This is a genomic window from Ruegeria sp. H7 (genome assembly GCF_056532945.1).
Map to the genome: position 1 here is coordinate 224,466 of NZ_JBQFNZ010000002.1, position 24,915 is coordinate 249,380.

General features: G+C 59.8%; 22 protein-coding genes. 12 read left to right on the plus strand and 10 right to left on the minus strand.

Features of this window, described 5'->3' with window-relative positions; genetic code table 11:
• Window positions 1–60: 60 nt before the first annotated feature.
• Complete coding sequence (locus ACR0AC_RS06160) at window positions 61–1,251, minus strand: phosphoglycerate kinase (protein ID WP_480872418.1); 1,191 nt, start codon at window positions 1,249–1,251, stop codon at window positions 61–63.
• A 136-nt stretch (window positions 1,252–1,387) separates the two neighbouring features.
• Between ACR0AC_RS06160 and ACR0AC_RS06165 the strand changes: the two genes are divergently transcribed.
• Both ACR0AC_RS06165 and ACR0AC_RS06170 read left to right on the plus strand, forming a co-directional pair.
• Entirely contained in the window at window positions 1,388–1,894 is a 507-nt protein-coding gene (locus ACR0AC_RS06165) for a peptidylprolyl isomerase (protein WP_170449943.1), read from the plus strand.
• Entirely contained in the window at window positions 1,887–2,444 is a 558-nt protein-coding gene (locus ACR0AC_RS06170; protein ID WP_170519324.1) for a peptidylprolyl isomerase, read from the plus strand. Before ACR0AC_RS06165 ends, ACR0AC_RS06170 begins: the two co-directional genes overlap by 8 nt.
• Window positions 2,445–2,490: 46 nt before the next feature.
• Here the strand turns inward: ACR0AC_RS06170 and ACR0AC_RS06175 are convergent, their stop codons facing one another.
• The 7 genes from ACR0AC_RS06175 to ACR0AC_RS06205 form a co-directional block, all read right to left on the minus strand.
• Window positions 2,491–3,780 carry a hypothetical protein gene (locus ACR0AC_RS06175; protein ID WP_480872420.1) on the minus strand — a complete coding sequence of 430 codons (1,290 nt, stop codon included), beginning with the start codon at window positions 3,778–3,780 and terminating at the stop codon, window positions 2,491–2,493.
• Window positions 3,781–3,927: 147 nt separating this feature from the next.
• Window positions 3,928–4,617 (minus strand): aquaporin Z, encoded by a 690-nt coding sequence (aqpZ, locus tag ACR0AC_RS06180; RefSeq protein WP_170449949.1) that lies wholly within the window; start codon window positions 4,615–4,617, stop codon window positions 3,928–3,930.
• A gap of 113 nt (window positions 4,618–4,730) precedes the next feature.
• Entirely contained in the window at window positions 4,731–5,540 is an 810-nt protein-coding gene (locus tag ACR0AC_RS06185; RefSeq protein ID WP_480781053.1) for a M90 family metallopeptidase, read from the minus strand.
• Between the two features lie 119 nt (window positions 5,541–5,659).
• A complete protein-coding gene (locus ACR0AC_RS06190; protein WP_170449953.1) occupies window positions 5,660–6,160 on the minus strand; it encodes a polymer-forming cytoskeletal protein in 501 nt (166 codons plus the stop codon).
• Entirely contained in the window at window positions 6,150–7,481 is a 1,332-nt protein-coding gene (locus ACR0AC_RS06195; RefSeq protein ID WP_170449955.1) for a DUF5930 domain-containing protein, read from the minus strand. Before ACR0AC_RS06195 ends, ACR0AC_RS06190 begins: the two co-directional genes overlap by 11 nt.
• 175 nt (window positions 7,482–7,656) lie before the next feature.
• On the minus strand, window positions 7,657–8,475 hold the full coding sequence (locus ACR0AC_RS06200; RefSeq protein ID WP_170453003.1) for a ferritin-like domain-containing protein: 819 nt from the start codon (window positions 8,473–8,475) through the stop codon (window positions 7,657–7,659).
• Between the two features lie 87 nt (window positions 8,476–8,562).
• Window positions 8,563–9,024, minus strand: a complete 462-nt coding sequence (locus ACR0AC_RS06205) for a peroxiredoxin (protein ID WP_170449958.1) — start codon at window positions 9,022–9,024, stop codon at window positions 8,563–8,565.
• A 68-nt stretch (window positions 9,025–9,092) separates the two neighbouring features.
• Between ACR0AC_RS06205 and ACR0AC_RS06210 the strand changes: the two genes are divergently transcribed.
• From ACR0AC_RS06210 to ACR0AC_RS06225, 4 genes are all read left to right on the plus strand, one after another.
• Window positions 9,093–12,476 (plus strand): YhdP family protein, encoded by a 3,384-nt coding sequence (locus ACR0AC_RS06210; RefSeq protein WP_480872423.1) that lies wholly within the window; start codon window positions 9,093–9,095, stop codon window positions 12,474–12,476.
• Window positions 12,477–12,521: 45 nt separating this feature from the next.
• Window positions 12,522–13,568, plus strand: coding sequence for a tRNA preQ1(34) S-adenosylmethionine ribosyltransferase-isomerase QueA (gene queA, locus ACR0AC_RS06215; protein ID WP_170453005.1), 1,047 nt, complete (start codon window positions 12,522–12,524; stop codon window positions 13,566–13,568).
• A gap of 113 nt (window positions 13,569–13,681) precedes the next feature.
• Window positions 13,682–14,953: an MFS transporter gene (locus ACR0AC_RS06220; RefSeq protein WP_170735042.1), complete on the plus strand. Its 1,272-nt coding sequence runs from the start codon at window positions 13,682–13,684 to the stop codon at window positions 14,951–14,953.
• A gap of 109 nt (window positions 14,954–15,062) precedes the next feature.
• Complete coding sequence (locus ACR0AC_RS06225; protein WP_170449964.1) at window positions 15,063–15,638, plus strand: DUF924 family protein; 576 nt, start codon at window positions 15,063–15,065, stop codon at window positions 15,636–15,638.
• Here the strand turns inward: ACR0AC_RS06225 and ACR0AC_RS06230 are convergent.
• Window positions 15,635–16,057, minus strand: a complete 423-nt coding sequence (locus ACR0AC_RS06230; protein ID WP_480872426.1) for a hypothetical protein — start codon at window positions 16,055–16,057, stop codon at window positions 15,635–15,637. The two genes, ACR0AC_RS06225 and ACR0AC_RS06230, sit on opposite strands and share 4 nt — an antisense overlap.
• A gap of 228 nt (window positions 16,058–16,285) precedes the next feature.
• On the opposite strand from ACR0AC_RS06230, the gene lpdA reads away from it, so the two are divergent.
• Window positions 16,286–17,680, plus strand: a complete 1,395-nt coding sequence (gene lpdA, locus ACR0AC_RS06235) for a dihydrolipoyl dehydrogenase (RefSeq protein ID WP_170449968.1) — start codon at window positions 16,286–16,288, stop codon at window positions 17,678–17,680.
• A gap of 134 nt (window positions 17,681–17,814) precedes the next feature.
• Here the strand turns inward: lpdA and ACR0AC_RS06240 are convergent, their stop codons facing one another.
• Window positions 17,815–19,200: a dipeptidase gene (locus ACR0AC_RS06240; protein WP_170519293.1), complete on the minus strand. Its 1,386-nt coding sequence runs from the start codon at window positions 19,198–19,200 to the stop codon at window positions 17,815–17,817.
• Between the two features lie 333 nt (window positions 19,201–19,533).
• Between ACR0AC_RS06240 and hemA the strand changes: the two genes are divergently transcribed.
• From hemA to ACR0AC_RS06265, 5 genes are all read left to right on the plus strand, one after another.
• Window positions 19,534–20,757 carry a 5-aminolevulinate synthase gene (gene hemA / locus ACR0AC_RS06245; RefSeq protein ID WP_170449972.1) on the plus strand — a complete coding sequence of 408 codons (1,224 nt, stop codon included), beginning with the start codon at window positions 19,534–19,536 and terminating at the stop codon, window positions 20,755–20,757.
• Window positions 20,758–20,885: 128 nt separating this feature from the next.
• On the plus strand, window positions 20,886–22,094 hold the full coding sequence (locus ACR0AC_RS06250; RefSeq protein WP_170449974.1) for a helix-turn-helix domain-containing protein: 1,209 nt from the start codon (window positions 20,886–20,888) through the stop codon (window positions 22,092–22,094).
• 71 nt (window positions 22,095–22,165) lie between these two features.
• On the plus strand, window positions 22,166–23,287 hold the full coding sequence (ispG, locus tag ACR0AC_RS06255; RefSeq protein WP_480872429.1) for a flavodoxin-dependent (E)-4-hydroxy-3-methylbut-2-enyl-diphosphate synthase: 1,122 nt from the start codon (window positions 22,166–22,168) through the stop codon (window positions 23,285–23,287).
• Window positions 23,288–23,315: 28 nt separating this feature from the next.
• A complete protein-coding gene (locus ACR0AC_RS06260) occupies window positions 23,316–24,167 on the plus strand; it encodes an SDR family NAD(P)-dependent oxidoreductase (RefSeq protein WP_480872432.1) in 852 nt (283 codons plus the stop codon).
• Window positions 24,168–24,327: 160 nt separating this feature from the next.
• Window positions 24,328–24,894 (plus strand): hypothetical protein, encoded by a 567-nt coding sequence (locus ACR0AC_RS06265; protein WP_480872434.1) that lies wholly within the window; start codon window positions 24,328–24,330, stop codon window positions 24,892–24,894.
• The last annotated feature ends 21 nt before the right edge of the window (window positions 24,895–24,915 follow it).

Consider the following 24,915-nt stretch of genomic DNA (forward strand, 5'->3'; position numbering starts at 1 on the left):
AATCCCCTGATTCGCAAAAATGTCAGGCTGAGTCAGAATGTCTCGCCGCGCAGGCCTGCGTCACTGTTCCAGCGCTGCGACGCCGGGCAGGGTTTTGCCTTCCATCCACTCAAGGAACGCGCCGCCCGCTGTCGAGATATACGAGAAATCATGCGCAGCGCCCGAGGCATTCAGCGCCGCAACCGTGTCACCCCCACCCGCGACCGAGACCAATTGGCCCGACCGTGTCAGCGCCGCGGCCTTCAGCGCGGCGGCATTGGTGGCCGCGTCAAACGGTTCCAGTTCGAACGCGCCCAGCGGGCCGTTCCAGATCAGCGTCTGGCTTTTTGCGAAAGTCTCCGAGATCGCGGCAACGCTTTCGGGGCCTGCGTCAAGGATCATACCCTCGTCAGGGCATTGATCGGCGGGCAGCACCTGATGCGGGGCATTTGCCGCAAAGTTCTCGGCCACAACGATATCGGTGGGCAGGACAATAGTGCAGCCCGAGGTTTCGGCCTTGGCCAAGATCTCGGCAGCGGTGTCCTTCATCTCACGCTCGGCCAGCGATTTGCCGACGCTGATCCCCTTGGCGACAAGGAAGGTGTTGGCCATGCCGCCACCGATCACCAAGTAATCCACCTTGTCGATCAGATTGCCCAGCAGTTCCAACTTGGTCGACACTTTCGCGCCGCCCACAACGGCGGTCACGGGGCGTTTTGGGGCACTCAGAGCACCCTCCAAAGCCTGCAATTCAGCTTGCATCAAACGGCCTGCGCAGGCGGGCAGAAGGCGGGCCAGTGCCTCGGTCGAGCTGTGGGCGCGGTGCGCGGCTGAAAACGCGTCGTTGCAATAGACATCGCCCAGCTTGGCCATACCTGCGGCCAGATCGGCGTCATTCTTGGTCTCGGCTGCATGAAAGCGGGTGTTTTCCAACAGCAGAACCTGACCCGGTTGCAGCGCATCTGCGGCCAGTTCAGCCTCGGCTCCGACGCAATCGGCGGCAAACAGGACCGGGGTGCCAAAGGCGCTTTCCAATGTCGGGACCAACTGCTTTAGCGACAGGTTCTCGCGCCGCTCACCGCCCGGACGCCCGAAATGCGCCAGCAGGATCGGTTTACCGCCGGCGGCCAGAATGTCGCGGACGGTGGGCACGATCCGTTCGATGCGCGTGGCGTCGGTGACAACGCCGTCCACGACGGGCACGTTGATGTCCACGCGCACCAAGACGCGTTTGCCGTTCAGGTCCATGTCGTCCAGCGTTTTCCAGCCCATCGTGCAATCCTTCGTGAGTTTGATACCGATTTAGGCGGTTCTTTTCCTTCATTTTGCCCTCAGGTCAATGCGTCACTTGGCATTCACGCGCCCGGCGCATAGGTATTTGCGCAAGACAAAACGACAGGAGGGCCAGATGGCCGAAATCAAGGATCCCGAAAACACCATCATCATCGAGCTAAAAGACGGCAATGTCGTGATCGAGCTGCTGCCCGATGTGGCCCCGCAGCACAGCGCGCGGATGAAGGAACTGGCCCGTGGGGGCGAGTATGACAACGTGGCCTTCCACCGTGTGATCGACGGCTTCATGGCGCAAACCGGCGACGTGCAGCATGGCGACATGGAAGACGGGTTCAACCTGCGCATGGCGGGCACCGGTGGATCGTCGCTGCCGAACGTTCCGGCGGAATTCTCGAAGCTGCCGCATGATCGCGGGACGCTGGGCGCGGCGCGCTCGCAGAACCCGGACTCGGCCAACTCGCAATTCTTCATCAACTTCAAGGACAACCACTTCCTGAACGGTCAATACACCGTTTATGGCCGCGTCATCGAAGGTATGGAGCATGTGGACGCCATCACTCGTGGCGAGCCGCCTGCAAGCCCCGATCGCATGATCAGCGTGAAAGTGGCCGCAGATGCGTAAGCTGGCCGCCGCTTTTGCCCTGCTGGCCAGCCCGGCGCTGGCCACGGGGCTTCAGATCGAGGTCGAAGGAGAAGGGGCCAACGGCACCATCACCATCGACCTGTTCGAAGATCTGGCGCCCCAGCATGTCGAACAGATCACCGCCCTGGCCAGCGAAGGCCAATATGACGGTGTCGTGTTCCACCGCGTGATCGACGGATTCATGGCCCAGACCGGGGATGTTCAGTACGGCGACCAGTCGGACGCGTCCTTTGATATGCGCTATGCCGGTCGTGGCGGCTCGGACCGTCCTGATCTGCCTGCCGAGTTTTCGGACCGCACCTTTGATCGCGGTATTGTTGGCATGGCGCGGTCAAACGATCCGGACAGCGCGAACTCGCAGTTTTTCATCATGTTCGATCCGGGCCCGTTTCTGGATGGTCAGTACACCGTCGTCGGTCAGGTCACCGAAGGGATGGAGGTGGTCGACGCGATCAAACGCGGTCACTCTCAGACCGGGGCGGTCACAGGCCAGCCTGACGTGATGAAAACCGTCACGGTCACCGAATAAACCTGTGTCCCGGCGCGGCTGACTGCGCCGGGACACCCATTTCGGATCAGTTCACCTTTTCCGAAGTGCGCGGCGGGGTTGGCAGAACAGCTTGCCGGATCCGCGCCAGCATCCCGTAGTCATTCACATGCCGCTGATAGGCCCGGTACGACGGTGCCTGAGACAAGCAACGTTCCTCATGCCAGGCGCGCAGGAAATAGATGACGTTGATGCCCAACAGCGCCACGCAATTGGCCACACCGGTCCAGAAATCCACGGCGATGAACGGGATCGATACCATCCACCAGCTGAGGTTCTTGCTGATATACGCGGGGTGTTTGGTGATGTTATAGGGGAAATCGCAGGCCAGACCGCGATAGGTGAGGTTCGAAAACCGCAGCCCCATTCGTGCTGAGGCCAGAGTGTAGATGAACAGGCAGAACAGGATCGTGCAGCCCCAGATCGTATAGATGACCGGGTAATCCCACAGCCACGCGCCCCAGGCGAACCCGTCCTGCACATAATTGAAGTATTCGCGCGACAGCACCTGCCAGAAGGGCGAATAACACAGCACGCAGACCAGCCAGCCGCTGACGGTCGTTTCCGTCCACCGGATATGGGACATCAACAGTCGCGTGGCCGTTGCGTATCCGATCACCACGATGGTCAGGTCAAGGAAGAAGGAAAACCGGTAGAGGTATTCGTAAACCTCGGGAAAGGTTGTGGCCTCCCATAGCGATCGCGACTGAAAAAAGCTCCAGTCATAGACCAGATAGCAGAACATCAGTGGCAGAAAGAAGCCTTTGACCAACAGGCCCAGCAGATAGACCTTGAGACCGCGCGCGTGCAGCGACTCTTGCCCAAGCGTCAGGACAACCCGGCCCAGATGCCACATCCCGTCGCGGGGATGGCGCATCATGAAATGGACGGATGTGACGACGCTTAGAACGACGGTCAGGATCAGCCACCAATAGTCGGCAAGCAGGGAAAAGAAGGGCCAGTACCAGTCGCCGTGGTACAGGTCGGCGGACCAATAGACCAAGGCCAGTAGCGCGGCGCTGGTTGCCAATCCCACCAGCTTGATCTGGTAGGCCCGAATATAGGCGGGGTCACGGAAGTTCTGTGGTTTGTAGACCAGCCCGCTGCCGGGCATCCGGTGCAGCTTGCAAATGGCGAATTCAGCCGCAGCCATCAGCCCAAAGATCGTTAGGGCAAACAAAACCGTTTGATCCCGGTCAGACACACTTGGCATTTCAGGCCAGAGGTAATGCAGGATCGGAATGCCCAGCATCGCAATCCATCCTGGCGTCACCGGAATAGCCGAGGCAGGGCGTTTGAAACCGGTTCCGGAGGTCATGAAAAATCTCTCATACACATAAGCCGGAGTTTTCGCCGCTTTTGGGCGAAATTCAACCAGCCAGTTCCAGGTACAAGAATTCTGCGCAGACCTGTGTCTTGCCGCAGTTCAACCGGCGCGACCCTTTTGGCCGCGCCGTGAAAGGGTTCAGTCGTCGGACGCCATTGCCTTCCAGATCAGGGCGCCAATGGCTCCGCCGATCAGTGGCGCGACCCAGAACAACCAAAGCTGTGCAAGGGCAGGGCCATCGGCAAACAGGGCAACCCCGGTCGACCGCGCCGGGTTGACCGACGTGTTGGTCACCGGGATCGAGATCAGGTGGATCAGGGTCAGGCCCAGACCAATGGCGATGGGCGCAAAGCCAGCAGGCGCTTTGTCGGACGTCGCGCCGAGGATGATCAGCAGGAAGAACGCGGTCATCACGATCTCGATCACCAGCGCAGACATCATCGAATAACCTTCCGGCGACGCCTCGCCATACCCGTTCGAGGCGAATCCGCCCACACCCTCAAACCCGGGCGCGCCGCTGACAATCACATAAAGAACAACGGCTGCAACAATGGCCCCGGCGACCTGAGCGATCCAATAGGGGATCAGATCCTTGGCGTCGAACCGCCCGCCGATCATCAGGCCAAGGCTGACAGCCGGGTTGAAATGCCCGCCCGAGATCGGACCGACCGCATAGGCCATGGTCAGAACCGTCAGGCCAAAGGCAAAGGACACGCCCAGCCAGCCGATCCCGACATCGGCAACACCCGCCGCCAGAACCGCACTGCCGCAACCGCCCAGCACCAGCCAGAATGTGCCGATAAACTCGGCCATCAATTTGGATGACATGGAAACTCCTCCGTTAAACCAATGGTTTTTAGTCTAATTCAGGAAATGCCATTTGTTAATTTTTTTGAGAAAGGGGAGTTTTTCCCGGCTTTCGTCAAACGCGGCAGGTTTGGCTAATTCCAGCTGACCGGGTCCAGATGAAACAGTTGAGACAGTTGGTCGTAGACGTCTGGATTGCTGGATTTCAGCGCCCGCGGTCGTTCGAAGAAAACCTCGACCGAGACGGCAAAGAACTCTTCATGACCTTCGGCACCGTATGGGTCGATGACAGTGGGGTGTCCGGTTTCGACGGCGCAGACATGGGCGTCATAGGCGGATACAAAGACCCGTTCCCAGTCGGCATAGCTTTGTCCTCGGCTCAGAACCGGCACGCCATCCGTGCCGCCTGACAGGTCGTCAATCTGATGCGCGAATTCGTGAAAGACGACGTTATGCCCGTCATGGTCGTTCAACGCGCCTTGCTGGCTGTGCGCCCAGGACAGGATAACCGGCCCCCGGTTCCAGCTTTCCCCGGTGCGCACGATCTCTTTCTCGGTCACCACATAGCCGCTGCGCCGTTGTTGGCGGGATTTGAAGGCGTTCGGGTAGATCAGAATGGTGGTCAGGTTGTCGAACCACATATCGGTGTTCACGACCAGCAGGCAGGCCTGAGCGGAAATCGACAACCGCATATCTTCGGTCACTTCCAGCCCGTCACAGCCATAGAAGCTGACCTGGTTCTGAAACAGGTTCATCTTGCCTTCAAGCTTGGCGCGCAGCTCGGACGGCAGGCGTTCGACAATTGGCACCATCGTCTCAATCGTCTGGCGCTGAGACGCAGTCAGCGGCGTTGCCAGCAACTGCGCGCGCGCCTGTCTGCGCGACCACAGGTAGTAGGCAACGACAGCAGCGATCAGGGCAACAACGCTTAGAAACATGAACATGGCCCGAGCCTAAGCCAGTTCCCGCCTGACGGGAAACGCAAAACGGCCCGTCGCAGGCCCAAAAGAAAAACGCCGCAGGAAGGTCCCGCGGCGTTTTCGAATTCTATTCGGCGAATGGCTTACTGCTTGACTTCCGCCGCAGGGTTGCCGCCGGATTTCGCGCTGCGACCCGGGTTCAGCGGATCGTCCTGACGCTGGACCGAGCCTTCGAAATGCGCGCCGCTTTCGATGGCGATGGTCTTGTGGATGATGTCGCCTTCAACCCGCGCGGTCGAGGTCAGGCGGACCTTCAGGCCACGCACGCGGCCCACGATACGGCCATTGACCACAACGTCGTCGGCGGTGACTTCACCCTTGATGGTGGCGGTTTCACCGATGGTCAGAAGATGCGCGCGGATGTCGCCTTCGACGGTGCCTTCAACCTGAATGTCGCCGGTTGTCTTGATGTTACCGGTGATGTGCAGGTCCGAGGACAGAACCGACGCGGGCGGCTTGGGCTTGGGCGTGGTGCTGGCCTTGGGCTCGGATGGTGCAGGGGCCGCCGGAGTCGCCGGAGCAGCAGGTTTCGCCGCCTCAGAATCCTTGGATGCGGGCTCGTTGATTTTGCTCTTAGAAAACATTTCTCGCAGCCTTGATGTAAGTCATTGGGTTCACGGGTTTTCCGTTCACGCGCACCTCATAGTGCAAATGCGTGCCGGTGGACCGTCCGGTGCTACCCATATCAGCAATATGATCCCCGCGCGAGACCCTTTGGCCAACCTTTACGTTGATCTTGGTGTTATGAGCGTAAAGTGTCTCAATCCCGAAGGCATGCTTGATCTTCACAAGGCGGCCAAACCCGGATTGCCAGCCTGCGTGGGTGACCACTCCATCAGCGGTTGCAAAGATGTCGGTGCCCTGAGGCCCGGCAAAATCAACGCCATTATGCATCCGCCGACCGCCGCTTTTGGGATCGCGGCGGGTGCCGAAGCCGCTGGTGAAACGCACGGCGGAATGCACCGGATTGGCAAAGGGCGCTTTTTCCGCAGCCAGACGGTACAGGTTCAGTTGATCCATCTGTTGCAGCAGTTTGTTGGCCCGGATTTCGTCAGCCGTCAGCTCTTCTTCAGTGCCGCGGCTGCTGAAGGATAAAGGGGTCAGCGGACCGCCCATACCGCTATATCCGCGCCGGACCTCTTCGATGATACGATCTGTGGGCATGCCTGCCTGACGGAACATTTTGTCCAGCGGCTCGACCGAGATTACCATGGCCTCTTCCAACTGGCGGAAGATCTCGTCGCTACGTTCCTGCATCAGCTGGATTTCCAGCTCCAGCTCGTCGCGCTGATCCAGGGCATCCTGCGCATCGGTGGCGATCTGATCGCGTTCCTCCGCTGTGCGCGCCAGTGCCTCGGTCATGAATTCCATCTGCGCGGGGTTGGCGACCGCCGCCATATACATGTCTGAACCGTCAGCACCCTGTTGCAGGTTGGCCAGCTCGGTCCGAACCTCTTCGCGCTGTTTCATGGTCGCGCGCAGGGTGGTCTGGATGACTTCGATCCCGGTTTCCAACTCGCGCCTGCGGTTTTCCGAGGCCAGCAATTCGGACTGCATGGCCGAGATCTGTTCGAGCGCCGCATTGAACCGTTCATGTGCGGCCAGTGCTTCCTGCGCGCGAGAATCGCGTTCTGTGGACAGAATGTTCAGACGTTCCTGATAAGTCGCCTGATCGCGTTTTGCCTGCTCGCGGAAATTGCCGGATCCGATGCTGTCCATCAGCAGGATCGCGGTGGCAACCGTCGTCCAGCCCACCATCACGGCCACACCGGCAACAGCAGCTACCTGCGTTTCCGAGCTAAGCCGGATGAACCGCGTGTCTTGATCAGATTTCAGAAAAACCCGGCGTTCCGGGAAGCGGCGTTCAAGCCACGAGTGAAACTTAATTGCCAGACGTGTTCGCACGCGTCTTACCTCTCATCCCCAAGATCGGGACCGGTCGTGGTGCAGTAGCCGTCCCTTGGGGCGATTGCATAAACGGGTCGTGGCCATGCGGCAAGTTTGTTGACCAATTTGCCACAAACCTCGCAATTTTACCCCACGTGATCGGCGGGATTTTGCCGAAATTAACCGGCAAGGATCACTTTGAGACAGCGCCCGGCAAGGGCAGGTCTTCGGTCAGCGGCCAGTAGAAATCGGGCGGCAACCCGGCCTCGGCGCGTTTTTCCTCGTTAAAGGGCGGTTTCAATGCGCCGTGGAAGTAGCGTCGGACCAGCTGGTGGAACACGTCCTTGGGGTCGGCATTCTCGCGCCCGCAGAGGAAGTGAAACCATTTCGAGCCATAGGCGACATGGCCCACCTCTTCGGCATAGATCACCTCTAACGCCGCGATGGCCTGTTCGGCTTTGGCCTTGCGGAAGATGTCGATCATGCCCGGCGTCACGTCCAGCCCGCGCGCTTCAAGCACCATGGGCACTACGGCCAGACGCCCCATCAGGTCCTCGGCGGTGTCTTCGGCAGCGCGCCACATGCCTGCATGGGCGGGCAGGGCGCCGTAATGGCTGCCCATCTGTTCCAGACAATCACAAACCATCTCGAAATGGCGCGACTCTTCTTCGGCGCATTTGACCCAATCGTCGTAAAAGCCGATGGGCATGGGAACATGGCCAAAGCGCGCGATGATGTCCCAATGGAGGTCGACGGCGTTCAGCTCGATATGGGCAACCGCATGCAACAGGGCGATCCGCCCGGCCTCGGTCCCCGGTTTGCGCTTTGGAACCTCGCGGGGCGACAGCAATTCGGGTTTGTCGGGGCGTGAGGGTTGCAGCGGTGGCGTTGCGGTGCCGATCTCAATCGGCTCGCCCTCACCCTTGCGGGCGGCAAACCAGGCGGCGGCATGGCGTTCGGACAGGGCGGTTTTCGCCCGCCCGTCCGCTGTGGTCAGAACCTCGGTGGCCATCTGGGTCAGTGTTTTGGGCACGGGTGCGCTCCGCCTGTTGATTGCAAGGCTGCGACATAAACCGGATGGCCGCCGGGGTCGAGGGACTTACATCGCCTTAACGGCCTCCAACACGGCCTCGACATGGCCGGGCACTTTGACCTTGCGCCAGATCTGCGCGATGCGACCTTCGCCGTCGATGATGAAGGTAGACCGTTCGATCCCCATCGATTTGCGCCCATACATGTTCTTCTCGACCCAGACGCCATAATCCTCGCACACGGTCGAGTTCTCGTCGGACAGTAGCGGTGTGGTCAGGCCGTGTTTGGCGACGAACTTGCCATGCTTGGCCACGCTGTCGCGCGAGATGCCGAAAACTTGAGCGCCTGCATCCGCAAAGGCCTGTAGTTGTTCCGAGAAACCGATGGATTCCTTGGTGCAGCCCGGCGTATCATCCCGAGGATAGAAGAACAGAACGACGGTACTGCCGCGCAGGTCCGAAAGGCTCACCTCGCCACCGCCGTCGCGCGGCAGGGTGAAATCGGGGGCCATGTCTGAAATGTCGGGCATTGGAAACTCCGCTAAAGGTTTTTAAAGGCTGCCCGAGATCATAGGGCGATACCAGCGGGTTAAAAGGCGTGAACAGCAAATTGGCGCAACAGGAACAGCAAGGGGGCGATCCGCCGGAACGCACCCCACGCCGCCGCTCGCGCCGACGGACGGCGGGCCTTTGGGCGATGCGGGGCACCATTCTGCTTGTGGTGCTGGCAGTGGTGGTCGGGTTCATGATGATCGGCCAACGTATGCACGCCCCGGCATGGGTGCGCGACCGGGTCGAGGCGCGGCTGGAACAGACCTTGGGCGGTCTGCAAATCCGGTTCGGGGATGTCAGCTTTATCATCCACGAAGGATGGCGACCCCGCCTGCGCTTGACCGATGTCAGCATCAGCGACGCGGCGGGCCAGCAAATCGCGCAGGTTTCGGACATGCGGGCCAGCCTGGCCATGCGCCCGTTGCTGCGCGGCAACGTACGCCCCAAACGCATCATGCTGAGCGGCGCCCAGATCGCACTGACCCGAGGGATGGATGGGGCGCTAACCCTGACGGTGGGCACCGACAGCTCTCCTGTTCAGGAAGCACCAAACCTGGCGCAGTTGATCGAATCCTCGGACGAGGTGTTCCTGTCGCCCATGTTGTCGGCGCTGACCTCGGTGCAACTGGACGCGATCACACTGGATTACCGCGATTTGCGGCTGGGCCGGTCCTGGGTGCTGGATGGTGGCCACATCCAACTGACCCGTAACGACAATGAGATGCGGCTGGCGACGGGCTTCTCGGTTCTGTCGGGGCGCGATTATGTCAGCGGGATCGAGGCGAACTATACCAGCGTTCTGGGCACACCCGAGGCGCGGTTCGGTGTTTCAATCACCGATCTGCCGGCCGAAGATGTCTATGGCCAAAGCCCGGCGTTGGCGTGGTTGCAGGTGCTTCGCACGCCAATCTCCGGCGCGCTGCGCGGCAGTATTGACGGCGAAGGCGCGGTTGGGCCGCTGTTTGCCACGCTCAACCTTGGGGCCGGGGTAGTACAACCCAACCCCGAGACACGGCCCGTTCCCTTCGACTCGGCCCGCACCTATTTCACCTACAACCCCGTCGGGCATCAGATTGATTTTAACGAAGTTTCAGTAGTGTCCGCCTGGGGCTCGGTCCAGGCGGAAGGGAAGGCGTTTCTGCAAGGGGTGGAAAACGGCACCCTCGACAGCCTCGACGCGCAGTTGCGCCTGACCGGCATCGACGCCAACCCGGCAGACCTGTTCCCCGAGGCGCTGAAGCTGCGGCAGGCCGATCTGGATTTCAAGATGACCTTCGCGCCGTTTCATCTGCGTCTTGGTCAGATGACCATCGAAGATGGGGATCACCGGGTGCGCGCATCCGGTGATCTTGTGGGCCTGCCTGACGGGTGGTCGGTCGATCTGGACGCGCATCTGGATCGCATGACCTCGGATGAGGTGCTAAGCTACTGGCCCGAACGTCTGGCCCCCAAGCCGCGGGAGTGGGTGACAAAGAACCTGTATCAGGGCCTGCTGTCGGACATGGATTTTGCGCTGCGTCTGCGGCCCGGGTCCAAGCCGGACCTCTATCTGGATTTCGGGTTCGAGGATGCAACGATCCGCTTTGTCAAAACCCTGCCGCCCATCGAAAACGCGCAAGGGCAAGCCAGCCTGATAGATCGCCGCTTCACCGCGACGGCGCAGCGCGGGATTGTGATCGCGGATGCGGGCGGTGAGGTGGATGCCTCTGGGACGTCCTTTATCATTCCGGATACAAGCATCAAGAAATCCTCGCCGGCGATTGCACGGATCAAGGCGTCGGGCAGTGTTACGGCGGCATTGTCCTTGCTGGACCGGCCGCCGTTGTCACTGCTCAGCAAAGCCGGGCTGCCGGTTGATCTGGCGGATGGGACCGTCGCGCTGGCGGGTACTTTGTCACTGCCAATGAAGAAAGAGCTGCAGTTTCAGGACACGCAATTCCACTTTGACGGCGATCTGGGGAATCTCAGCAGCGACAGGCTTGTCCCCGGATTTTCCGTCAGCGCCGATCTGCTGGATCTAAGCGGAGATCAGACCGGAGTTGAGATCGCCGGTCAGGGCAATTTCGGCGACGTTCCGATTCAGGCGGCGTGGCGCCAACCGATCGACGGAAAAACCGCGCAGCGCAGTGAGTTGACGGGCCAGATCGAACTGTCCCCCCGACTGATGCAAGAGATCAACGCAGGTCTGCCGGACGGGATGCTGACCGGGCAAGGCACGGCGGACATCAGTCTGGGCATCGGTGCAGGTGAGCCGCCCAAGCTGTTGGCGACATCGGATCTGTCCGGGGTCGTTCTTTCCATCCCCGAACTGGGTTGGCGCAAAGGCGCGAACAGCACCGGTACTTTGATTGCCGACGTCACGTTGGGTGACCAGCTGAGCGTCGACTCCCTGCGTGTAGATGCGGCGGGATTGCGTACCAATGCCTCAATCTCGTTCCGCGAGGATGGCGAATTTGACCGCGTCCGCTTTAGCTCGTTCGATCTGGGCAATTGGCTGGCCGTTCCGGCGGAACTGATCAGCCGGGGCGGGGCGGTGCCGGATATTCGCGTTCTGGGCGGTGTCATAAATATGGGCGATGCAACCTTTGGCGAGGGCGGAGGTTCGGGCGGTGGCGGTCCGGGGCCAAAGCTGGATGTAACGCTGGATCGGCTGCAAGTGACCGAGACCGTGGCGCTGACCGGTTTCAAGGGGAACTTCCAGACCACAGGCGGTGTCACCGGCGGTTTCACGGCTGCCGTCAATGGCGGGGCCGCTGTGCGAGGGCAGGTGACACCGCGCAGCAACCGCAGTGCGGTCAGCCTGACGTCAAAGGACGCGGGGGCGGTGCTGCGATCAGCCGGGGTGCTGACGCAGGCGCGCGGCGGCGATCTTGACTTGCAGCTTGAGCCGGTGGCGGCCCCCGGCAGTTATGATGTGATCGTCAAGATCGTGAACACTCGCATTACCGACGCGCCCGCCATGGCGGCCCTGTTGAACGCCATCAGCCTTGTTGGCCTGCTGGATGAGATGGCGGGGCAGGGCATCTTCTTTTCGTCCATCGACAGCCGCATGCGGCTGACACCAACGGACATCAAGGTGCTAAGCGGCAGTGCCGTTGGCCCGTCCATGGGCCTGTCGTTTGATGGCACCATCGATACCGTCAACGGTATGCTGGACCTGCGCGGCGCGATCTCTCCGATCTATCTTGTGAATGCAATTGGCAGTGTTCTGACGCGCAAAGGCGAAGGCGTGATCGGCTTTAACTACAGGCTGACCGGACCGCTGAGCGCGCCGAAAGTATCGGTGAACCCGCTGTCAGGGCTGGCACCCTTGTTCTTACGTGACCTGCTGCGCCCACCGGCACCCAGGGTGTCCGACGGGCCAAATTCCCAGCCTCAAAAACCCGATGAGGTGAAACGCACCTATGGATCACCGCCAAGGGACAACTGATCCGGGGATATGGCCGAATCTGTTTTGGCCTTGTATGGCGCGGCCATGAAACTCAGCGATTTTGATTTCCACCTGCCCGAAGACCTGATTGCAACGCGGCCCGCCAATCCGCGATCCTCGGCGCGTCTGCTGGTGGCGCGGGGGGATGCGGTTTCGGACAGCCATGTGTTCGATCTGCCCGACTGGCTGCAACCCGGTGATCGGCTGGTGCTGAACGATACGCGGGTGATCCCGGCAAGACTCAGCGGCAGGCGTCATCGTGACAGCGCACAGGGCCCTGTGTCGGCCGCGATTGAGGCCACCTTGCTGGACCCGCAAGCCGATGGCAGTTGGGCCGCTTTGATCAAGCCGCTGAAAAAGGTCAAACCGGGGGAAGAGATCATCTTCTCGGACGATCTGACCGCAACATTGGACCGCGTGGAAGACGGGCAAGCCTATCTGCGGTTCAACCTGACGGGCGAGGATTTCGACACCGCGCTGGAACAGGCCGGTGCAATGCCCTTGCCGCCCTACATCGCCGCCAAACGCCCTGCGGACGAGCAGGACAAGACCGATTACCAAACCATCTGGGCGCGGAATTCAGGCGCGGTTGCCGCCCCGACGGCTTCGCTGCATTTCGACGAACCGCTGATGCAGGCGCTGAAGGAACGCGGTATCGAATTCAGCCATGTGACCCTGCATGTCGGCGCGGGCACTTTCCTGCCTGTGAAGGTCGAAGACGTGACCACCCACAAGATGCATGCCGAATGGGGCAGGGTCAGCGACACCGCCGCCGCCGAGATTCGTGCCACCAAAGCCGCAGGCGGGCGTGTCATCCCCGTAGGCACCACCGCGCTGCGTCTGATAGAAAGCGCCGCGCGGGGTGGTGAGATCCAGGCATGGGAAGGCGAGACCGATATTTTTATCTACCCCGGTTTCCAATTCCACGTCACCGACGCGCTGATGACCAACTTCCACCTGCCAAAATCCACCCTGCTGATGCTGGTCTCAGCCCTGATGGGCCAGGACCGGATGCGCGAGGTGTATGCCCATGCCATTGCACAGAAATATCGCTTCTTCTCATATGGTGACTCGTCGCTTTTGATCCCGTGAAGGACGCGTTTCGGGCCGCAAACGACAGGAAAGTCGTAGACAAGCGCGACCAGAGCGTTTTTTGATCGCACCAACGAATCCAAGTTAAGAACGGCATTTCATCGGAGGCCCCAATGTTTCAGGTCCTGTCCAGCGCGTGGGCGCTGTTGCTCGGAATGGGTCTTTTGATGATCGGCAACGGCCTGCAGGGCACCATCCTGGGCGTTCGTGGCGAGATCGAGGGGTTCTCGACCCTTCAGATGTCTTTTGTGATGTCGGCGTATTTCCTTGGGTTCCTGGGCGGATCGCGCCTGACGCCCGAGATGATCCGCAGGGTCGGGCATGTCCGGGTCTTTGCCGCGCTGGCCTCATTCATTTCGGCCGTGATGATCATGTATCCGATGCTGACCGACCCGATTGCCTGGGTTCTGGGCCGCGTCGTGATCGGGTTCTGTTTCTCGGGTGTGTATGTCACTGCCGAAAGCTGGCTGAACAACGCCGCCAGCAATGAAAACCGTGGTCAGGCCCTGTCGCTGTATATGATCGTCCAGATGACTGGGATCATCAGCGCGCAAGGGCTTGTTTTGCTGGGCGATCCGGCGGGCTATGAAACATTCGTCATCGCCTCGATCCTGGTTTCGGTCTCGTTTGCGCCCATTCTGCTGTCAATTTCCCCCACACCGGCCTTCGATAGAACAAAGCCGATGACCCTGCGCGAGCTGATGGGGAAATCTCCTCTGGGATGCGTTGGCATGTTCCTGCTGGGCGGCGTATTCTCGGCCCAGTTCGGCATGGCCTCGGTCTACGGCGCGCGCGCCGGGTTGTCGCTGATCGAAATCTCGACCTTCGTGGCCGCGTTCTATATTGGGGCTGTTGTTCTGCAATATCCGCTGGGTTGGTTCTCGGACCGGATGGATCGCCGTGTTCTGATCATGCTTGTTTCGGCTGGCGGCGGCATCGGTGCCGTGGTTGGAATGATCTTTGGTCTGGCATTCCCGGTTCTGCTGGGCGCTGCCTTCCTGATCGGCGGCATGTCCAATCCGCTCTATTCACTGCTGATTGCCCACGCTAACGACTTTCTGGAGCATGAGGATATGGCGGCGGCCTCGGGCGGGCTGATCTTCATCAACGGTCTGGGCGCAATTGCCGGTCCGCTGATCACCGGCTGGCTGATGGGTGATGCCATTTTCGGGCCGCAGGGCTTCTTCCTGTTTATCGCCGCCCTGTTGTTCATGACCGCAGTCTATGCGCTCTACCGGACGACGCAGCGCCCGACTGTGCCTGTCGACGAAACCGGCACCATGTCCCCGCTTTATCCCACCGCGTCGCCGGTTGCGCTTGAAGTGGCACAAGAGGTGGCCATCGAGGCCGCCGAAGCTGAACAGGATACGCAGGAAGTCGCTTAAGACACGTAAATATGTCGCTAATGTTGCAATATTTTACTGTTACAATTCTGTAAAACAGCCTTAAATGACGTTACGTCCCTGGGGAGGGCACAAGTTGGAGTTTAGGGCAATGGTAGGGCCTGAAGACGTATTGAGTTATTGGTTAGATGAAGTTGGTCCCAAAGGTTGGTATCTACAGGATGACGCGTTGGACGCGGAAATCCGGGACCGTTTCCAGACAACATGGGAGGCCGCAACCGAAGGGACATTCTCTCTTTGGCTGACCTATCCCAGCGGGGTGTTGGCCTACATCATCCTGACCGACCAGTTTCCACGCAACATGTTCCGAGGCAGCGCAAAAGCCTTTGCAACGGACAAGGCGGCGCTTACCGCCGCCAAATGTGCGGTGGACAAGGGTTGGGATATGAGGATCGATGAACCGGCCCGGCAGTTCTTTTATCTGCCCATGATGCATTCGGAAAACCTGTGCGATCAGGAACGCTGTGTGCGCCTGATGTGCCAGAACCTCAGCAGCAACCCGGGCAATCTGTTACATGCTCGGGCCCATCGTGAGGTGATCCGCAAATTCGGCCGGTTCCCCTATCGGAACGAGGCACTGTCGCGCCATTCGACCGAACATGAGACAGCATATGTCAACATGGGCGGCTACGGTACAACAGTGCGCGAGCTTCAGGCGGCGAGTTAAGTCTCGGGGACGCACCCCCTGATGGCAAGGACCCGGTCGGCGACAACGTCGCCCGAGGTCTGAATGGCTTTTTCGATCAACAGGTCCGGTTGCTCTGCCAGGTCAGAGAACCGGGCCTGAGTTGTTTGCAGCTTGTCCTCGATCGCATTCAGCCGGTTCAACGCCGTCTTAATCCGTCGCGACGTGGCGGTGTCGATGACGCTGCCATCGGTCGGCAGGGCCGCAAGCTCGCTGCGCAAGGCCGCCAGTTCCCCACGGATACCTTGTGCTTCGTCCCGCAGTGGTGTCACAACCTGCAGTGTTTCAGCGAAATCGGTTGTGACATTTTCGACGCTCGAGGCCAGCTTCCATCCCAGAAACAGGCAAAGCGCCACCAGAATCAATGTTGCGTTGAGTAGGGCAAGAAATAGATCTTTCATAGTTTTGGCCATGGTAAGCCTTTCGAATGACTTGTGATTAGGAAAGCGGCGCCACAGTCGGCTGTTCTTTTCTAGCCTTTGGGATGGCGCGGGTATAGGCTGAAAACAGCGCAATCCTGCCACTGTTTACCCTGCGTCGCTTTTGTCGCGGGTAGGGTGTGTTGATGCGTTCTGAAAAATAGTTTAATGGTAAACTAAATTTCATCCGACCTGCGCCGAGAGGGACACATGGCAGCACAATCTTTTGATCTGATCGTAATCGGGGCAGGCCCCGGAGGCTATGTTGCTGCCATCCGCGCGGCGCAGCTGGGGCTGAAAACCGTTGTGGTCGAGCGTGAGCATCTGGGTGGTATCTGCCTGAACTGGGGTTGTATCCCCACCAAGGCGCTGCTGCGCTCGTCCGAAGTGTTCCATCTGATGGAGCGGGCCAAGGATTTCGGCTTGAAAGCGGACAAGATCGGCTATGATCTGGATGCGGTTGTCAAACGGTCGCGCGGTGTTGCAGGGCAGCTTTCCGGCGGCATCGGGCACTTGCTGAAGAAAAACAAAGTGTCCGTGATCATGGGCGAGGCCACGATCCCCGCCAAGGGCAAAGTGACCGTCAAGACAGACAAAGGCACCGAAGAACTGACGGCCAAGAACATCGTGCTGGCCACCGGCGCACGGGCGCGCGAACTGCCGGGGCTCGAGGCTGACGGCGATCTGGTCTGGACCTACAAACACGCGCTGCAACCGCCCCGGATGCCGAAGAAACTGCTGGTCATCGGGTCGGGCGCCATCGGCATCGAATTCGCCAGCTTCTACAATACGCTTGGCGCGGATACCACTGTGGTCGAGGTGATGGACCGAGTCCTGCCTGTTGAGGACGCCGAAATCAGCGCCTTCGCCAAGAAAGCCTTCACCAAGCAAGGCATGACCATCATGGAAAAGGCGATGGTCAAGCAGCTGGACCGCGCCAAGGGCAAGGTCACAGCCCATATCGAGGTCAAAGGTAAGGTCGAGAAACACGATTTCGACACCGTGATCTCTGCCGTTGGTATCGTGGGCAATGTCGAGAACCTGGGGCTAGAGGCTCTGGGCGTCAAAATCGACCGTACCCATGTGGTCACAGACGAATATTGCCGCACGGGGGTCGAGGGTCTCTATGCCATCGGCGACATCGCCGGCGCGCCTTGGCTGGCGCATAAGGCAAGCCACGAGGGCGTCATGGTCGCGGACCTTATCGCGGGCAAACACGCACATCCGGTCAAACCCGAAAGCATCGCAGGCTGCACCTATTGCCAGCCGCAGGTTGCTTCGGTCGGCTACAGCGAAGCCAAGGCCAAAGAACTGGGCTATGACATCAAAGTCGGCCGCTTCCCCTTCATCGGCAACGGCAAGGCCATCGCGTTGGGAGAGCCCGAGGGCCTGATCAAAACCGTATTCGACGCCAAGACCGGAGAACTTCTGGGTGCCCACATGATCGGCGCGGAAGTGACCGAACTGATCCAGGGTTACGTGGTTGGTCGACAGTTGGAAACAACCGAAGAAGATCTGATGAACACCGTCTTCCCGCACCCAACGCTGTCCGAGATGATGCACGAAGCCGTGCTGGATGCCTACGGGCGTGTGATCCATATGTAAGAAAAGGGGGCTCTGCCCCCGCCGCGGCAAGCCGCGACTCCCCCGAGGTATTTTCAAACAGAAGAAGCAGGGGATCCATACTTCTTCTGTTCCCAAATACCTCGGAGCGCGAGGCAGAGCCTCGCAAAAGACTCTTACTTATTCAAAGCGTCCAGAATGCGGGCCCAGGAGCGGATACCTTTGTGGAAGCTTTTGACGTCGTATTTCTCGTTGGGTGAGTGAATGGCGTCGTCGTCATTTGCATAGCCGACCAGCATCGAATCCAACCCGAGCACGGTATTGAAGTAACCGACAACCGGAATCGATCCGCCCATTCCGGTAAAGACGGCCTCGCGGTCCCATTCATCAGACAGCGCACCGCGCGCGGCTTCAAATTCAGGGCGGTCCAGGTTCATGACCGAGGCGGGTGAGCCTTCAAGGTCATTGTCCCACGTGACTTTGGCGTCCGGCGACAGGCGGTCTGCGACATGTTTGCGGATTTTCTTGCGCAGGGCGTCCGGGTCCATGTCGCCAACAAGGCGGCAGGTGATCTTGCAATGCGCCTCGGACGGGATCACCGTTTTGGACCCTGCACCGTTGTACCCGCCCCAAAGGCCGTTGACCTCAAGCGTCGGGCGCGCCCATTGCTGTTCGAGGGTCGAGTAGCCTTTTTCCCCATGGGGCTGGCTGTAGCCTACCGAGTTCAGATAGTCGGCTTCGTCAAAGCCGCAGTTTTCCCACTGGCGCAGCTGCTCGGCAGGAACCTCGTGCACGCCTTCGTAGAACCCCTCGACCGCGACGCGTCCGGTTTCATCGTCGTAAAACGAGGCGATGATCTTGGACAATTCGCGCAGGGGGTTCAGCCCCGGGCCGCCGTAATGGCCGGAATGCAGGTCGATGCGTGGGCCGATGATGGTGAATTCGTCCTTCAGCATCCCGCGCAGTTGCGATGAAATCGAGGGCACGCCGCGTGACACCATCGAGGTGTCACAAACCAATGCCAGATCGGCCTGCAATTCTTCTTTGTTGGCCTCAAGAAAGGGCACCAGCGAGGGCGAACCCGATTCTTCCTCGCCTTCGAAAAAGAAGGTGATGCGGCAGGGCAGGGTGCCGTGCACGGCTTTCCAGGCGCGGCAGGCTTCGACAAAGGTCATCAACTGACCTTTGTCATCCGACGACCCTCGTCCCCGAATGACCGGGCCGTGTTCGGTGTCTTCGATGGCCGGATCGAAAGGATCGCGGTTCCACAGGTTCAGGGGATCAACCGGTTGCACATCGTAGTGGCCGTAGAACAGCACATGCGGACCGTCCAAATCCTCGCCCACATGTCCGACAACCATGGGATGCCCCGGGGTTTCGCGTTTTTCGGCCTTGATACCGATGCTTTGCAGATCGGCCACAAGCCAGTCGGCGGCCTGATCCACTTGCTCTTTGAAGGCGGGGTCGGTCGAGATGGACGGGATGCGCAACAGCTCCATCAACCGGTCGATCGAAGTTTGCAGATCGGAATCGATCCGGCTCAGCACGGCGTCTAGCGACATAACAGGGCTCCTGCGTGATTTTGGATTGTGGCGAACCTACCAGCGTAGCCGCTGCCGTCCAGAGGCGTTGAGGTGGAATTTGTGCTATCATTGGAAACCGGGCGGGCTAAGACACGGGGCCTGCGTCGTTTCCTCGCGTCTGGGGGGCGTAACTATACTTGCTCGACCCGAATGAAGTTTATATTTGATGCAGGTCAAAGTTAGGTTCTTCCGTTCGCCTGTAGTCAGGTAGCACGAGGGAACGAAAAACCGCCGGAACGCTTTAGGCTGTGACAGGTGGTGGAATACGCGCTTAGGGTGGGTGTATCACCTTGGGTGAATTAGGAGGGTCCGGTGGACTATACTGCTCAGCTCGATACAGCGATTGCCAGGCTGCATGACGAAGGACGTTACCGGACCTTTATCGATATCGAACGTCGGAACGGGCATTTCCCGCACGCGGTTCGCACCCGTCCTGACGGATCAACGCAGAACATCACCGTGTGGTGCGGCAATGACTATTTGGGCATGGGCCAGCACCCGGTTGTTCTGGAGGCGATGCATGAGGCTGTCGATGCGGCTGGTGCAGGCTCGGGCGGGACGCGCAATATCTCGGGCACCACGGTCTATCACAAACGGCTTGAGGCCGAACTGGCCGATCTGCACGGCAAGGAATCGGCCCTGCTGTTCACCAGCGCCTATATCGCTAACGACGCGACGCTTTCCACTCTGCCCAAGCTGTTCCCCGGTCTGATCATCTATTCGGATGCGCTGAACCATGCCTCGATGATCGAAGGCGTGCGCCGCAATGGCGGGGCCAAGCGGATCTTCCGCCACAATGACGTCGCCCATCTGCGCGAATTGTTGGAGGCGGATGATCCCAATGCGCCCAAGCTGATCGCTTTTGAGTCGGTCTATTCCATGGATGGCGATTTCGGCCCGATTGAAGAGATCTGCGACCTGGCTGATGAATTCGGCGCGCTGACCTATATTGATGAGGTCCACGCGGTTGGTATGTACGGCCCGCGCGGCGGCGGCGTGACCGAGCGTGATCGTCTTGCCCATCGTATCGATATTATCAACGGCACGCTGGCGAAAGCCTACGGCGTCATGGGCGGCTATATTGCGGCCAGCGAGAAGATGTGTGACGCCGTGCGCTCTTACGCGCCGGGCTTCATCTTTACCACGTCTTTGCCGCCTGCGGTTGCGGCAGGGGCGGCTGCCTCGGTGGCGCATCTGAAAACGGCCCCTGAGCTGCGCGAACAGCACCAGACTCAGGCCAGTATCCTGAAGCTGCGCCTGAAAGGGCTGGGCCTGCCGCTGATCGATCACGGCAGCCATATCGTCCCGGTCATCGTCGGGGACCCTGTACACACCAAAATCCTCAGCGACCGGTTGCTTGAGGATTATGGCATCTATGTGCAACCGATCAATTTCCCGACCGTCCCGCGCGGGACCGAGCGTTTGCGGTTTACCCCGTCTCCGGTGCATGGACCGGGCGAATTGAACCGTCTGGTGCAGGCCATGGACGAACTTTGGTCACATTGTGCGCTAAATCGCGCCGAACTTGCCGGATAACCTCACGCCAAAGTGTGCAACTTATTTGCCACGTGTTAAGCTTACGCTAACAAAAGTGACGGACGAATCGTTATGGGGGCGATTCGCCGTTAGCGCGAAACGCGTGACAGGCAGAATGGGGCAGCAGGATGATTGGGCGCAGATCACAGCGCGAAGCCGAGGAAGGTGTAGACGTCAGACCCAAAGGGTTTGACGATTACGAGGTTCGGCTTGGTGATCGAATGCGCGGCGAGCGTGCCACCATGGGCAAATCGCTTCTGGACGTTCAGCGCGAGCTTCGGATCAAAGCCAACTACATCGCTGCCATTGAAAACGCCGACCCCGACGCATTTGACACACCCGGCTTCATCGCCGGATATGTGCGTTCCTATGCCCGTTATCTGGGTATGGACCCCGACGAAACCTTCGCCACCTTCTGCGCAGAAAGCGGGTTCGAGGTGGCGCATGGAATGTCCGCTCAGGCGTCTGTTGTGCGCAAACCCTCGGGCGATTTGCCCGCGCGCGGACCGATGGGGCGCGACCCCTTCATTTCGCCCAACACACCCTACATTCCGGGCAAGGAATCTCTGGTCAGTCAGATAGAACCGCGCGCCATCGGATCGTCGCTGGTGCTGTTGGCGCTGATCGGTGGTATCGGCTATGGCGGCTGGTCCGTTCTGAACCGGATCCAGCAGGTGCAGGTCAGCCCGGTTGAACAGGCCCCCGTCGTTCTGTCTGATCTTGATCCGCTGGATGCCGCCCGCAGCGCCTCGCCTGAGGTCGAAACAGCAGAAGCACCCAGTGTCGAGGCGCTGGATCGTCTGTACCGCCCGCAGGCCTTGGATGTGCCGGTTCTGGTGGCGCGCGATGCACCGATCTCAACGCTCGATCCGCGTGATGTGGGCACGTTCCGCCCGCCTGAACTGCCCGAGGTTGTGGTGGCCGACATCCATACCGTGGAACGCCCGGCCTTGCCGCAGGTTGTTGAACAGATCGACACCACGCTGAAGATCGTGGCCGTCGATCCGGCCTGGATGCGCGTCACGGCCGCCGATGGCAGCGTGATCTTCGAAGGTACTCTGGGCACGGTCGAGCAGGGCAATGTGTTCGAAGTGCCGCTGACCGAAGAACCGCCGCAGCTGCGTGCAGGCGCTTCGGGTTCGGTCTATTTCTCGATGAACGGCAAGCATTACGGCCCCGCCGGTGCACCGGGCACCGTGGCGAAAGGCGTTGTCCTGTCCAAGGATGCGGTGTCCGAGGTTTATGCCGAAGCCGATCTTGAGGCCGAGCAGAACAGCGCCCTGAAACAATTCGTGGCCGAGCTGCAGACCGAAGTCGCGGAACAACCGTCCGAGTGATCTAGCCATTGCGGTACCCCGGTTCGCGGACTATCTAATGTCGCAACCCAGCTAGACGCGGACAGGTTCTCATGTCTCTTAATCATGTACGCCCTTGGCGCGACATTTATCGCCGCAAATCCCGTCAGATCATGGTCGGCAATGTGCCGGTTGGTGGTGATGCGCCCATCGCCGTGCAGACCATGACCAACACCCTGACCACGGATGTGGCTGCGACGGTTGCGCAGGTGCAGGCGGCGGCCGAGGCTGGTGCGGATATCGTTCGCGTGTCGGTCCCGGATGAGGCATCCGCGAAAGCGCTGAAAGAGATCGTGCGCGAAAGCCCGGTGCCGATTGTGGCCGACATTCATTTTCACTACCGCCGAGGCATCGAAGCCGCCGAGGCGGGTGCCGCCTGTCTGCGGATCAATCCGGGCAATATCGGGGATGAAAGGCGCGTCAAAGAGGTGATCAAAGCCGCCCGCGACCACAATTGCTCGATCCGCATTGGGGTGAACGCGGGGTCCTTGGAAAAGCATCTGCTTGAGAAATATGGCGAGCCGTGCCCCGAGGCGATGGTCGAAAGCGGGTTAGAGCATATCCGCATCCTGCAAGACAACGACTTCCACGAGTTCAAGATCAGCGTGAAGGCCAGCGACGTGTTCCTGTCGGCAGCCGCCTATCAGGGCATTGCCGAGGCCACGGATGCGCCGATCCATCTGGGTATCACCGAGGCCGGTGGGCTGGTCAGCGGCACCATCAAATCCGCCATCGGTCTGGGCAATCTGCTATGGATGGGCATTGGCGACACGATCCGCGTCAGCCTGTCCGCGGATCCGGTGGAAGAGGTCAAGGTCGGCTTTGAAATCCTCAAATCGCTGGGCCTGCGCCATCGCGGGGTCAACATTATCTCATGCCCGTCCTGCGCGCGGCAGGGGTTTGACGTGATCAAGACGGTCGAGGCGCTGGAGCATCGTCTGGAACACATTAAAACACCGATGTCCTTGTCGATCATCGGCTGCGTCGTAAATGGTCCGGGTGAGGCGCTGATGACCGATGTCGGCTTTACCGGCGGCGGGGCAGGGTCCGGCATGGTCTATCTGGCGGGCAAGGCCAGCCACAAGATGTCGAACGATCAGATGATCGATCACATCGTGGAAGAGGTCGAGAAGAAAGCCGCCGAACTGGATGCAGCGGCAGAGGCGGCGGAGTAGCCTTCTGTCCCACAAAGGGAGGATTGGCATGTATCTCAAGGCAATTGAACAGGGCGGTGTGGCCGTCGTCACCGGGGCGGCCAGCGGTGTGGGCCGCGTATCGGCCATCCGGTTCGCACAGGCAGGCCTTAGCGTCATTCTGGCCGATCTGCCCGGTGAGCCGCTGGATGAGGCCGTGGCCGAGGTTCGTGGCCATGCTGCGGACGAAGCCCAGGTGTTTGCTGTTCCGACTGATGTCACCAAGCAGGAAGACATCGATGCGCTGGCCGACAAAGCTTTTGCCACGGGGCCGGTCGCCGTATTGATGAACAATGCCGGTATCAGCCTGCCGACCAAGGCATGGTCCGAGATGGAAAACTGGCTGAAACTGCTTGAGGTTAACTTTCTGGGTGTTCTGCGCGGGGTACAGGCCTTTGTTCCGCGCATGATCGAGGCCGGTCGCCCCGCCGTCGTGATCAATACCGGCTCGAAGCAGGGTATTACCACGCCGCCCGGCAATCCGGGCTACAATGTCAGCAAGGCGGCTGTGCGCGTTCTCAGCGAACAATTGGCGCATGAATTGCGGCAGGCCGAGGCCCCGATCTCGGTGCATCTGTTCGTTCCCGGTTTCACATATACCGGCATGATTGCGGCGTTCCTTCCGGAAAAACCCGATGCCGCCTGGACCAGCGAGCAGACGGTGGATCATTTCATAAGCCGTATGTCAGAAGGTGCGTTCTACATTCTTTGCCCGGACAATGACGTGGACAGCACCCGCGACAACCGCCGGATCGAGTGGAATATGGTCGACCTGACCGAAAACCGCCCGGCTTTGTCACGCTGGCACCCGGATTATGCGGAGAAATTCGCCGAGTTTGAAAAGACCGGCAAAAAGAATTGACCGCAGAACTGGACGCGAAAGTAAAGGCTGCAGAGTGGCCCTTACATCTTTCCTGCGTTGTGCCTGACGTCGTCCTAGGTATTTTTCAACGACGACATTTTTTCGCCTGAATTGCCTTTAAAGACTGTTCTGAAATCGAGCAGTTCAAAGGCGTTTTTTCATGAAATTTATTTCCTGCGCTACCGCAGTCCTCTGCCTCGTTCTGGGCGCGTGTAGCAACGGTTCGGGTGAACTGGACCGGTATCCACGGGATGTGAATATTCCGATCCCAGCGACAGTTGCTCAAACCCAATTGCGCTACCTGTCTGCGGACCTTGCGCCCGGTACTGACCGGGTCACAGTTTCAAGCATCATTGTGACCTTATCTCCGGGCGGGCAGGGAAAGCCGCCAAAAGACAAACCGCTGGTTCTGGCTGATCCGAATCTGGCCGCGCGCGTCGCGGTATCCTTACGAGACGGCAGCGACGCGAAGGCGGCAATGGCTGTGGCGCAGCAGGTTGCACGTTCAACTTACTGCCGATCCGGTCAGATTGCTCCGAACAATGGGGTGCGGCGCATCTCGAACCCTCAGGACATCCAGGCTGTGCTGGCCGAAAGCCGCAAGCAGGGGCGCGATGTTATCCCCGCCAGCGTGAAGGGAACCGCTGTGCCAGCTGCTCAGTTCCGTTCCGATGGTACGAACCGGTGGGTGGTCTGGCTGACGTGCGACGCACCATTTCCCTATTGAGTGGGTGCCACGAACTTGTAC

Excerpts from the sequence above, each read along its gene's own strand:
- ACR0AC_RS06250 (WP_170449974.1), top strand. The coding sequence starts at position 20,886 with ATGATTGGGCGCAGATCACAGCGCGAAGCCGAGGAAGGTGTAGACGTC.
- ACR0AC_RS06220 (WP_170735042.1), top strand. The coding sequence starts at position 13,682 with ATGTTTCAGGTCCTGTCCAGCGCGTGGGCGCTGTTGCTCGGAATGGGT.
- ACR0AC_RS06225 (WP_170449964.1), top strand. The coding sequence starts at position 15,063 with ATGGTAGGGCCTGAAGACGTATTGAGTTATTGGTTAGATGAAGTTGGT.
- ACR0AC_RS06185 (WP_480781053.1), bottom strand. The coding sequence starts at position 5,540 with ATGTTCATGTTTCTAAGCGTTGTTGCCCTGATCGCTGCTGTCGTTGCC.
- lpdA (WP_170449968.1), top strand. The coding sequence starts at position 16,286 with ATGGCAGCACAATCTTTTGATCTGATCGTAATCGGGGCAGGCCCCGGA.
- ispG (WP_480872429.1), top strand. The coding sequence starts at position 22,166 with ATGTCTCTTAATCATGTACGCCCTTGGCGCGACATTTATCGCCGCAAA.
- ACR0AC_RS06190 (WP_170449953.1), bottom strand. The coding sequence starts at position 6,160 with ATGTTTTCTAAGAGCAAAATCAACGAGCCCGCATCCAAGGATTCTGAG.
- ACR0AC_RS06170 (WP_170519324.1), top strand. The coding sequence starts at position 1,887 with ATGCGTAAGCTGGCCGCCGCTTTTGCCCTGCTGGCCAGCCCGGCGCTG.
- ACR0AC_RS06165 (WP_170449943.1), top strand. The coding sequence starts at position 1,388 with ATGGCCGAAATCAAGGATCCCGAAAACACCATCATCATCGAGCTAAAA.
- ACR0AC_RS06230 (WP_480872426.1), bottom strand. The coding sequence starts at position 16,057 with ATGAAAGATCTATTTCTTGCCCTACTCAACGCAACATTGATTCTGGTG.
- queA (WP_170453005.1), top strand. The coding sequence starts at position 12,522 with ATGAAACTCAGCGATTTTGATTTCCACCTGCCCGAAGACCTGATTGCA.
- aqpZ (WP_170449949.1), bottom strand. The coding sequence starts at position 4,617 with ATGTCATCCAAATTGATGGCCGAGTTTATCGGCACATTCTGGCTGGTG.
- ACR0AC_RS06265 (WP_480872434.1), top strand. The coding sequence starts at position 24,328 with ATGAAATTTATTTCCTGCGCTACCGCAGTCCTCTGCCTCGTTCTGGGC.
- ACR0AC_RS06160 (WP_480872418.1), bottom strand. The coding sequence starts at position 1,251 with ATGGGCTGGAAAACGCTGGACGACATGGACCTGAACGGCAAACGCGTC.
- ACR0AC_RS06200 (WP_170453003.1), bottom strand. The coding sequence starts at position 8,475 with ATGGCCACCGAGGTTCTGACCACAGCGGACGGGCGGGCGAAAACCGCC.
- ACR0AC_RS06260 (WP_480872432.1), top strand. The coding sequence starts at position 23,316 with ATGTATCTCAAGGCAATTGAACAGGGCGGTGTGGCCGTCGTCACCGGG.
- ACR0AC_RS06240 (WP_170519293.1), bottom strand. The coding sequence starts at position 19,200 with ATGTCGCTAGACGCCGTGCTGAGCCGGATCGATTCCGATCTGCAAACT.
- ACR0AC_RS06205 (WP_170449958.1), bottom strand. The coding sequence starts at position 9,024 with ATGCCCGACATTTCAGACATGGCCCCCGATTTCACCCTGCCGCGCGAC.
- ACR0AC_RS06175 (WP_480872420.1), bottom strand. The coding sequence starts at position 3,780 with ATGACCTCCGGAACCGGTTTCAAACGCCCTGCCTCGGCTATTCCGGTG.